Annotated in this window: 15 protein-coding genes and 1 pseudogene; 3 read left to right on the forward strand and 13 right to left on the reverse strand. The window is 70.6% G+C overall.

Going from position 1 to position 9251, the window contains the following annotated elements; genetic code table 11:
• Positions 1–24: 24 nt before the first annotated feature.
• The 11 genes from ACFVYK_RS10335 to ACFVYK_RS10385 all read right to left on the reverse strand — a co-directional run bounded on the left by ACFVYK_RS10335 (position 25) and on the right by ACFVYK_RS10385 (position 4102).
• Positions 25–264, reverse strand: a complete 240-nt coding sequence (locus ACFVYK_RS10335) for a hypothetical protein (RefSeq protein WP_389771110.1) — start codon at positions 262–264, stop codon at positions 25–27.
• Positions 265–458: 194 nt separating this feature from the next.
• Positions 459–1001: a hypothetical protein gene (locus tag ACFVYK_RS10340; protein ID WP_389771113.1), complete on the reverse strand. Its 543-nt coding sequence runs from the start codon at positions 999–1001 to the stop codon at positions 459–461.
• 71 nt (positions 1002–1072) lie between these two features.
• Positions 1073–1258, reverse strand: coding sequence for a hypothetical protein (locus tag ACFVYK_RS10345; RefSeq protein WP_389771115.1), 186 nt, complete (start codon positions 1256–1258; stop codon positions 1073–1075).
• 108 nt (positions 1259–1366) lie between these two features.
• On the reverse strand, positions 1367–1831 hold the full coding sequence (locus tag ACFVYK_RS10350; protein WP_389771118.1) for a hypothetical protein: 465 nt from the start codon (positions 1829–1831) through the stop codon (positions 1367–1369).
• A gap of 3 nt (positions 1832–1834) precedes the next feature.
• Entirely contained in the window at positions 1835–2044 is a 210-nt protein-coding gene (locus tag ACFVYK_RS10355; protein ID WP_389771119.1) for a hypothetical protein, read from the reverse strand.
• Positions 2041–2229: a hypothetical protein gene (locus ACFVYK_RS10360; protein WP_389771122.1), complete on the reverse strand. Its 189-nt coding sequence runs from the start codon at positions 2227–2229 to the stop codon at positions 2041–2043. Before ACFVYK_RS10360 ends, ACFVYK_RS10355 begins: the two co-directional genes overlap by 4 nt.
• Positions 2226–2699 (reverse strand): NUDIX hydrolase, encoded by a 474-nt coding sequence (locus tag ACFVYK_RS10365; protein WP_389771125.1) that lies wholly within the window; start codon positions 2697–2699, stop codon positions 2226–2228. Before ACFVYK_RS10365 ends, ACFVYK_RS10360 begins: the two co-directional genes overlap by 4 nt.
• Complete coding sequence (locus ACFVYK_RS10370; protein WP_389771127.1) at positions 2696–2938, reverse strand: hypothetical protein; 243 nt, start codon at positions 2936–2938, stop codon at positions 2696–2698. The genes ACFVYK_RS10365 and ACFVYK_RS10370 overlap by 4 nt, the downstream gene beginning before the upstream one ends.
• The gene (locus ACFVYK_RS10375) at positions 2935–3510 is read right to left on the reverse strand and encodes a hypothetical protein (protein ID WP_389771129.1); all 576 of its coding nucleotides are present in this window, start codon (positions 3508–3510) and stop codon (positions 2935–2937) included. Before ACFVYK_RS10375 ends, ACFVYK_RS10370 begins: the two co-directional genes overlap by 4 nt.
• 87 nt (positions 3511–3597) lie before the next feature.
• Entirely contained in the window at positions 3598–3852 is a 255-nt protein-coding gene (locus ACFVYK_RS10380) for a helix-turn-helix domain-containing protein (RefSeq protein WP_389771132.1), read from the reverse strand.
• A gap of 1 nt (position 3853) precedes the next feature.
• Complete coding sequence (locus tag ACFVYK_RS10385) at positions 3854–4102, reverse strand: multiprotein-bridging factor 1 family protein (RefSeq protein WP_389771134.1); 249 nt, start codon at positions 4100–4102, stop codon at positions 3854–3856.
• Between the two features lie 175 nt (positions 4103–4277).
• On the opposite strand from ACFVYK_RS10385, the gene ACFVYK_RS10390 reads away from it, so the two are divergent.
• A complete protein-coding gene (locus ACFVYK_RS10390) occupies positions 4278–4706 on the forward strand; it encodes a hypothetical protein (protein WP_389771136.1) in 429 nt (142 codons plus the stop codon).
• A gap of 443 nt (positions 4707–5149) precedes the next feature.
• Positions 5150–6436 (forward strand): integrase, encoded by a 1287-nt coding sequence (locus tag ACFVYK_RS10395; RefSeq protein WP_389771137.1) that lies wholly within the window; start codon positions 5150–5152, stop codon positions 6434–6436.
• Between the two features lie 83 nt (positions 6437–6519).
• Here ACFVYK_RS10395 and ACFVYK_RS10400 read toward each other — a convergent pair.
• Positions 6520–7248, reverse strand: a pseudogene (locus tag ACFVYK_RS10400) (carbohydrate ABC transporter permease); the annotation flags it as partial.
• Between the two features lie 173 nt (positions 7249–7421).
• On the opposite strand from ACFVYK_RS10400, the gene ACFVYK_RS10405 reads away from it, so the two are divergent.
• Positions 7422–8285, forward strand: a complete 864-nt coding sequence (locus tag ACFVYK_RS10405; protein WP_389771140.1) for a phosphotransferase enzyme family protein — start codon at positions 7422–7424, stop codon at positions 8283–8285.
• Between the two features lie 184 nt (positions 8286–8469).
• On the opposite strand, the gene ACFVYK_RS10410 is transcribed toward ACFVYK_RS10405, so the two are convergent.
• Positions 8470–9192: a 3'-5' exonuclease gene (locus ACFVYK_RS10410; protein ID WP_389771143.1), complete on the reverse strand. Its 723-nt coding sequence runs from the start codon at positions 9190–9192 to the stop codon at positions 8470–8472.
• Positions 9193–9251: the final 59 nt, after the last annotated feature.

Below are 9251 nucleotides of genomic sequence, written 5' to 3' on the forward strand. Positions count from 1 at the left end.
ACTGGCGGCAGGCGAGCGGGCTCATCAGAACGGGTACTCCTTCTCGGCGTTGCGGCGGGGCCAGAGGCGGAGGCTCCAGGTGCGGAGCCAGTCGAGGCAGTGGCAGTCGATCCAGTCGCCATCGCCGCCGGGGGCGACGTAGCCGTGGCCACCGTCGCCCTTGCAGGCCTGGCAGTTGGGGTCGGGTTTGGGTTGTCGGGTGAGGTGGACGGCCCGCTGCTCGTACTCGATCTGCCAGCGGCCGAAGGTGCGGGTGAGGTACATGGGGCCCCGTTTCGCGGTGTGCTGGTGGGCGGGGGGGGGGCCCCGCGGGGGGGGGGGGGGGGGGGCCGCCCGGGCGCCGGGCGGGGGGGGGTGGGGGGGGGGGGGGGGGGGGGGGGGGGGGGGGGGGGGGGGGGGCCCCCCCCGGGGCCGCGGAGCGTTGGGGGAAGGCTCGACGCGGCGTCTGGGGAGGCAGGTCAGGCGGCGTCGGCGAGTTCGGCGATCCGGTTGTGGGCCTCGTTGAAGTCCTCCGTGTCGAGGCCCATCCACGGCACCGTGTGCGTCATCGCGGTGAGGACCTCCAGCGCGTTGAGCCCGTCCGCCTTGAACTCGGCTGCCGCAGCCTCGACGTCGGCGTCGGTGTAGGTGCCGTTTCGGGTGACGTCGCCGGGCATGTAGGAGCTGCCGGGCTGCTCGCACCAGGCCCAACTGAGCTTGGAGGTCAGGTCGTAGACGGTGTCGTTGCTGACCTCGGCCTGGATGGTTTCGGTGTCCTGCGTCCAGTCGATGCCGGACTGCACGAGGATCTCCACACCCTTGAGGGCGTCCTCGCGGCGCATCGCTTCGGCGATCGCCAGCCCGCCGTGGTGGCCGATGCGCCAGCGGGCCGGGCAGTTGATGGACTGGTCGTCGGGCATGCGGTACACGAACAGTCCGGGCGCCGCGTGGAGGGCGTCGGGGATGGAGTGCCGCTGCTCGCCGTGGACGGTCATCGTGTACTCGGTGGTCTCACCGATCATGGGGATCTCCTGTGTGAGAATCTGGCGGTTGGGGACCCCGGGCGATATCGGCGCTCGGGGTTTCTGCTGGTTCAGGCGCTGGCCGTGGTGTTGCTAGCGGCGACGTTCTTCAGGCCGGCGATGAACTCGTCGAGCTGGTCGACGGGGATGTAGGCGCCGTCGACTCCGGTCTGGAGCCAGATGACGGGCCCGTACTTCTCGTGGATGAGTTCGGCGCTGGCGACGTCGCGGCCGTTGTTGAAGACGTTGATTTCCATTGGGGTCTCCCTGAGTTAGTGGTGGTGGGTTACGCGGGGTGGGTCCCGGCGGGGTTCTTGCGTTGGGCGCCGCCTCGCCGGCCGGTGTCATCCGGCGGGGCGGCGAGTTCAGCGGGTGGTGGCGCGGCCGGGGTCGGTGACGGGGCCGAGGCCGAGGGCCTCCCACAGGGTGTGGACGGGGATCGGGCAGGTGGCTTGGTCCTCGATCGCGCTGGTGTCGCGGACCATCGGCGGCACGGTGATGCGGTACGTGTTGGCGTCGGCGGCCAGCTGGGCGGCGAACCGGCGCTTCAGCGCGGCGAGTTCTTCGGCGAGCCCGTCACGCTCGGCGGTGAGGTCGTCGACGTCGGCCTGCAGCTTGACGACGAGCTCCTCCGCCTTGGCCTGGCAGGATGCACGCCAGTCGTTGCGCTTCTCGGCGTCGTCGATCTGGACCCGCTGCGTGCGGATCAGGTCGTTCGCCCAGCCGAGCTTGAGGCGCAGCCGGTCGACCTCCGCGGGCGCGCTGTGCTTGGGCTGGCGGGTGGGCCGCAACATTCCGAGTCGGACGGGCAGCAGTTCGTCGAGGGTCATGGCCTAGGTCTCCAGTCCGGTGCGGTCGATGTAGCCGGCCTGCTGGCTGGCCCGGTAGTCGCGGGCGGCGCGTAGGGCGTGGTTGAGGTTGCGGGCCTCGTCGAGCTCCCGCTCCTGGGCGGCGATCACGTTGCGGGCCCGGCGGATGTAGAGGCGGGCGGCCGCGTTCAGGAGGCCCGCGGTCGGCGACAGGCGCGGCGGCGGGGTGGTCACTCGCCGGCCTCCTGGCTGATGCGGATGCAGTAGTCCTCGAAGGACTCGGTGAAGCCACCGTCGATGGAGGCCCGGAAGTCCGGGTCCGTGGAACGGTCGTAGCCGAGCCAGTGGAGGAGGCCGGGGACCTTGACCGTGCCGCCGGCCGCGAGGACGGCGTCCAGAGACGAGGCGGGCGCGGTCATGAGGCGGCCTCCTTGGCGGTGCGGCGGTCGATGGCGGCGATCCACGCTGTGGCGACGGCGGCGACCTGCACGAGCTCGGCGCGCAGCTTGGCCGGGTCCGATTCGGCGAGGGCCTCGCGAACTTCCTCGAACAGGACGTGGCACCAGGTCCCGTAGCCCGCGGCGAACGCGTCCTCGCACTCCATGCGGGCGAGCCCGGCAGCTTCGCGCTGGTGGACGCTGCCGGTGCCGTCGGGGTGGTTCTGCTCGCCCCACTTGGCGTCCTGCCGGTCCCGTTCGGCCTGGACCTCGGCGAGGATCGGCGCGTCGGGGCCGAGGGTGCGGCCCATGTAGACGGCGACCCGGGCGAGGACGTTGGCGGCGAGGACGGTTCCCCAGTCGTCGCTACCGAGGCGGATGGGGGCTTCGGCGATGGCGGCTTCGATCTCGGCGGCGAGCGGGCGGAGTTCGTCGAGCTGCTCGGCGTTCACGACGCCTCCTGCGGGGAGCTGTGGGCGGCTTTGATGGCGGCGAACTGGGCGGGCCAGTCCGGGTAGTCGTCGGCCGTCGCGCAGGCGTCGGGGTGCTTCACCAGCCAGGCGTCGAGGCGGTAGGCGATCTGCTCCGACGGGGACGCGGTGTGCGCGGCGGCCCACTCGAACTGGGCGGCGGCGACGTCGGCCTCGACGACCGGCAGCGGGGTGTCCAGACGGGACAGGTCGGTGGTCATGCCGCCACCTCGTCCTGGGTGCCGACAGCGTGCCGCAGGCGCATCTCGATCTCGAAGAGTCCGGCGGCCTTCACGTGGCCCGACTCGACCCGCTGCATCTCCCGCAACTGGAGGACGGCCTCAGCGATGACGCCCTTCAACTCGGCCAGCTCCGCCTGCTGCCTCTTCTGCACCGTCTCCGCCTGGTGCTGCGGGGTGAAGACCTGCGTGCCGTACTTGGTGGCGGTGGCGCACGGCCAGCCGGTGACGACGCCCTCCTCCCAGCAGACGGCGCACAGCCACGAGTTGGGGACTCCGCAGTCGTCGAAGACGGGGATGTGGAAGCGGGGCGGGAGCTTCGCGTTCTCCTCCAGCGAGAAGCTGGCGAGGATCTCGTAGTAGGGGTGGTCGGGGGCCTGGAGGAGCGTGGCGCGCTGGGCGCAGCCCTCGTGCTCCACCGGCTGGCCCGCCTCGACGTTGCCACGGCAGGTACCGCAGGCCGACGGGTCGGCGCTGGTGCTGCCCTCGGCGAGGAACTTGGCGCGGTTCTCGACCCAGAACGGGTCGGAATCGGATGAGATACTGGGAGCCACGTGGCTCCCTCCTTTCGCTCTGTCGGGAGGGGTGCTGCGTGAGGCCGGTCCCGGACTTCGCGGTTACGGGGGCGGCCTCTTTGCCGCTCAGGCGGCGACGGGGGTGCGGCGACGGCGGATGACCGGGCCGCGGCGGCTCGCCTCGTAGTAGGCGGCGATGTCCGCGGCACTGACTCGGATCACGCCGCCCTTCTTCTCCTGGCTGTAGCCGAGCCGGCCGTCGGCGAGGTAGCGCCGGACGGTGCGCACGCTGCAGTGGAGGATCTTGGCGACCTGGGGGAGGCTGTAGAACTCGACGCTGACGTCCGCCGCGGTGGGGGTCGGGGACTGCTTGGTGTTCACGTCACTTCCTTTCTGGAGGGTTCGGGTGGGGGGCGAGGAGGAGTTCGGTCTCGTTCGCGTTCAGGGCGGCTCTGAGTGCCTGGTAGGGGCCAGGTCTCATGCGGGTGCGGACGCCGCGCTCCAGCTTTCGGAGGTAGCTGTCGGTGATGCCGACCATGTCGGCGAGCTGCTGGACTTCCATCCCCGCGTTCATGCGCTTGGTGCAGATAGCCGTCCCGTCCACCTCGAAGGTGGTTGGGGTTTGTGCCATGCACAGAACTTACCCATAGATGCCCATGCTGTCTAGCCATAGGTGCCCCTAGAGTGCCGCCTGTTGCCATTACTGGTCCGTAGAAGCCTCTGAGCTGGGTAAACGCAGGGTCACTTTCGGGCCTAACTAGGGGCTAGTCCTGGCTGGTCCCGGCCAGTCCTGCCAAGATGAGGCCATGCCCTCGCCTACCAATGACGCCCTACAGAGGCTCGCCCGGGCGGCCCGCCGTCGCCGCGCAGACCTCGGCCTCGCGCTCAATGACGCCAACGCGAAAGCAGCCGGCACCTCGAAAGGCACTTGGCAACGAGTGGAGAAGGGCCAGTCGATCCGCGAGACGAACTACGTGAAGATCGACCGGCTGCTCCAGTGGGCTCCCGGGAGTTGCATCAACGTCCTCGAGAGCGGGGAGCCGGTTCCCGCCGACCGCATCGCCGAGGCGCCTGCCCTCCAGAAGTCGCCCCTGCCGCCGGAGGTTCTCGACGCTGAAGCGCGAGACATCGTTCAACTGGCCCTCATCGCGACGGCGAAGGGCACCTCGGTCGAGGAGATCCGGGAGATGAGCGAACGTGTAGTACGGGACTTGCGCGAGCGCGGGCTGATCTGACTGAAGTTCACCAGATTGACGTACAACCCTTTGCGTTTTACCTTCCCATTGCCATTTCTCCACACTTCACTTGAGTCCCAACCAGTCCCAAAACGCTCGCCACATGGCACAGTCGGATCACGTCCTCGGAGGCTCCTCACCAGGTGACGGAAGGGGAGCCATGCTTCAAAGAGACGCGCTCATAGTCGACTACGGGCCAAAGTTCGACGGAACGGCGGTCCGCACCGACCAAGGGATCGTCTGTGTGGTCCCACGCCAGATACGCGAACGGCCCGAATCTCAGGCCGCCATGGCGGAGCTGGTGCGGGATCTCGGTGGTGAATGCGGTCACTGCCAGCATTGCCCTCTCGGGCGGGCTGGCTGAGATCATGAAGACGCGGATGCTCGGCGGCAGGGGTGCCTGCCGGGCCACCGCGCACCACTCGCACAGCAAGGGGGTCGACATGGCCAGACGAGCTCGCGACGTCTACACCGAATGGCGCGGCGGAACCTGCCGTGTGAAGTGGTGGACCGGCGAGTATCACGACGACGGCCGCAAGAGGTTCGAGTCCAAGGGCGGGTTCACCGACGAGGACGAGGCCTACGACTACGGTCTCGACAAGATGGCGGAGATCCGCCAGGGCACCAGCGTCTCCAACCGCGACGGCGCCACCCTGATGTCGGACTGGCTGGACGACTGGCTCGCCGGCATGGACCACGCGCATCTCACCGAACGCGCCTACCGGTCGGCGATCGAGAACCACATCCGCCCGTACTTCAAGAAGCGCAACACGGCAGTGAAGGACGTCGACGTCCTCGCCTACCGGGCCTTCCGTAAGCACGTCAACAACGTCCTCGCCGAGGGCTCGGCGAAGAACGTCATGATGGTGTTCGGCATGGTCCTCGACGACGCTGTGCCCCGCCTCCTCAAGACCTCCCCTGTCGAGCGCACCAGGCGACGGGGCAAGTTCAAGAAGAAGGCGAAGGAGCGCAAGAAGGACGTGACCCCCGAGTCCGTTGAGCAGCTCGCCCGCAACGCGCGCATCGTCTTCGGCCAGGCCGGTTACGCGTTCGTCTGGACGATGGCCTTGACGGGCATGCGGCCGGCCGAGCTGTACGGGCTCACGCGCGAGTACTGCTACCCCAACTGGCCCTCCTCCGACCCGCGGCCCGATGCGGACGAGGAAGACCGCTACGAGGAAGACCTGGAGCGCTACGGGCAGGGTGGCGAGCGCATGCCGGCTATCCGCGTGGAACGGCAGGTCCAGTACAAGGACAGCGAACTGCGGTTCTTCCCGCCCAAGTACGAGAGCAGTCGCACGCTCGTCGTCCCTCCGTTCCTGGCGGACCTGCTGGAGCAACTGCTCGCCTCGCACGACCACCGCTGGGTGTTCCCGGCGATCCAGGGCAACAGCCTGGGGGCGATCAACTTCGACTACACCTACTGGCGGCTGATCGCCGACGGCGCCAAGGAGCGCAAGGGCCGTTCGCCGCGCTGGGATCGGGCGGCCATCCCTGAGGTGCCGTCGTTCAAGGGCAAGCGCCTGTACCTCCTTCGCCATGGACACAAGGCCTGGCTGGACGAGGACGGCCACAGCAAGTTCGCGGTGGAGTCGCGGATGGGCCACGAGGTGCCGGGCGTCGAGGGGATCTACTCGAGCGTGACGGTGCCGATGGAGCGTGCCATCATGAAGTCGATGCAGGAGCGCTGGGAGGCGCTGCAGAAGCGATTGGGGCGGGCCGAGGGCTAGTTCGTTTCCCACTCCTTTCCCAGTAGCGGCTCTGATATCAACGAACTTGCAGGTCAGGACGTTTTGGGGCGGCAATCCCCCGAGTTCCAGATGAAGTCGAGGGCCGTGATGGCGAGGGCGACGGGTCTGAGCGCGGGCCAGGTGACGGCCCGGAAGCGGCGCCAGGCGCCCGCGCCGTCCACGGCGGCCGCCTCGTGCAGTTCGGCCGGGGTGTTCTGCAGGCCGGCGAGCAGGGTGACGGTCGTCTGCGGCAGGCCCGCCCACACGCCCACGACGATGACCGCCGGCAGTGCGGTCGCCAGTCCGCTGAGCCAGTCCCGTCCGTCGCCGAGCCCCAGGTCGTGCAGGGTCTCGTTGAGGATGCCGGCGTCCGGGTTGTAGACGAGCCGCCACATGACGCCGACGACCACCTCGGGCATCGCCCAGGGGACGATGGCCAGGGCGCGGGCCGGCCCCCGCAGCCGCAGGTCCTGGTTCAGCAGCAGGGCGAGGCCGAGCGCCAGCAGGAACTGCAGTGCCGTCACGGCGACCGCCCAGACCAGTCCGATCCGGAACGACTCCCAGAACAGCGTGTCGCGCAGCAGGTCGGAGAAGTTGAGGGCGCCGATCCACCGGGTGGGCGCGGTGCGGCCCGACTGGGCGTCGGTGAACGCCAGCAGGATGCCGTACAGCAGCGGGCCGACGCTCAGCACCAGGATGGGGACGAGGGCGGGCAGGACGAGGAACCACGCGCCGTGGTCGGCGACGCCGTGCGGTGTTCCGGTGACGGACGCAGGGCGCGTCGTCCGTCTCTTCTCGGTCGCCGACGTCACGACTACGTCCCCTTCCCGCGGCTGCGACGGGCTCCGCCATGGTCGTGAAGGTGCTGTACGACGTCAAGACACCGTGCCGCCGGTCCGGTCGGCGCGAATGCGACACTGGCCGTCGGACGGCCGGATCCGGACACCGTCCGGTGGGCCGGGCGGGAAGGACACGGAGGCGGACGATGGACGAGGCACGGGCGCGCGACGTACTGGCCGGGGCGCGCGTGCTGCCCGGCCCGGCGGCCGAGGCGCGGCTGCTCGCCCTGGGCGAGAACGCGGTGTTCGCCGCCGGTGACCTGGTAGTCAAGGTGGGCCGTGACGCCGAACTCCTCGGCCGGGCCCGGCGCGAGCTGGACATCGCGGCCTGGCTGTCCGACGCGGGCGTCCCGGCGGTGCGGGCGGCCGCGCCGGAGCCGCTGTTGGTCGAGGGGCATCCGGTGACGGTGTGGCACCGGCTGCCCGATCCCGTTCGGCCCGCCGAGCCACGGGATCTGGCCGAACTGCTGCGCCTGGTGCACGCCCTGCCCATCCCGTCCTTCGGGCTGCCGCCCCGCGACCTGCTGTCGGGGGTCGAGCGCTGGCTGCGGCTCGCGGGCGACGCGGTCGATCCCGCGGACGCGGCGTATCTGCGCCGGCGCCGCGACGGCTTCGCGACAGCCGCCGCCGCGCTGAGGCCGCAGCTGCCGCCGGGGCCGATCCATGGCGACGCGCTGCCGCGCAACGTGCACATCGGGCCCGACGGCCCCGTTCTGGTCGACCTCGAGACCGTCTCCGCCGATCTGCGCGAGCACGACCTGGTGGTGATGGCGCTCTCCCGTGACCGGTACGGCCTGTCCGCCGCGGACTACGACTCCTTCACCGGGGCGTACGGCTGGGACGTTCGGGAGTGGGCGGGCTGCGCCGTCCTGCGGGGCGCCCGCGAGACGGCGAGCTGCGCCTGGGTCGCCCAGCACGCGCCCACGAACCCCAAGGCGCTCGCGGAGTTCCGGCGCCGGGTGGCGTCGCTGCGGGAAGGCGACGAGGAGGTGCGGTGGTATCCGTTCTGATCCGGGCACTGCGGCAGTGGCGGACCACGGCCCGGCCCGGACGCGGCGCCCCGGGCGCGTTGGCCACCCCGGCGCCCCGGCACCCCGAGACCCCGGGGAACCGGCGCGCCGGCCCAGTGAGCCGGCGGCACAGCGGCCGCCCGGTGGGCGGTGGGGCGGCGAGCGGCTGTCGTCGGCGAAGCCCTCAGACGGGTTTCGTGGCCGGCTCCCGTATCGGCCAGGCGCCGTCCACCACCGCGTCCGCGTCTCCCTTGCGGCGCAGGAAGCTCTGGAAGTCCGCCGCCCACTGCGCGTACCACTCGATCTGGCGGCGGTGCAGTTCCGCCGGGCCGAGGGCGGCGACCTTGGGGTGGCGGACGGGTATCGCGCAGGCCAGACGGGCCGCGGCCAGGGCGTCGGCGGAGGCGTCGTGGGCGGAGTCCAGGGGGACGCCGTACTCGGCGCAGACGGCTTCCAGGTTGCGCTTGCCGCGCCGGTAGCGGTCGACCGAGCGGTCGATGGTGTAAGGATCGACGACCGGCGCCGGGTCCAGGCCGCCCAGACGGTCGCTCAGGGAGGGCAGGCCGTGGCGGCGCAGTTCGGCGGAGAGGAGGGTGAGGTCGAAGGCGGCGTTGTAGGCCACGACCGGGACGCCGGTGCGCCAGTAGGAGGTGAGGGCGTTCGCGATCGCGTCCGCCACCCGGTCGGCGGGGGCGCCCTCGGCGGCGGCCCGCTCGTTGCTGATGCCGTGCACCGCGACGGCGTCGGCCGGGATCTCGACGCCCGGATCCGCGAGCCACTCGCGGTGGCCCAGGACCTGCCCGGCCCTGACCTCGATCACGGCTCCCGTGACGATGCGCGCCTCGCGCGGGTCCGTCCCGGTCGTCTCCAGGTCGAAGCCGATCAGCAGCTCCTGGTACCAGGCCATGATGGCCCCCCTTCTCGGTGGTGCTTCCCCCAGTGGTCTTCACCTTCGCATGCGCCACT

Origin of the sequence: Streptomyces sp. NPDC058291 (assembly GCF_042880855.1) — a bacterium.
Classification (GTDB): domain Bacteria; phylum Actinomycetota; class Actinomycetes; order Streptomycetales; family Streptomycetaceae; genus Streptomyces.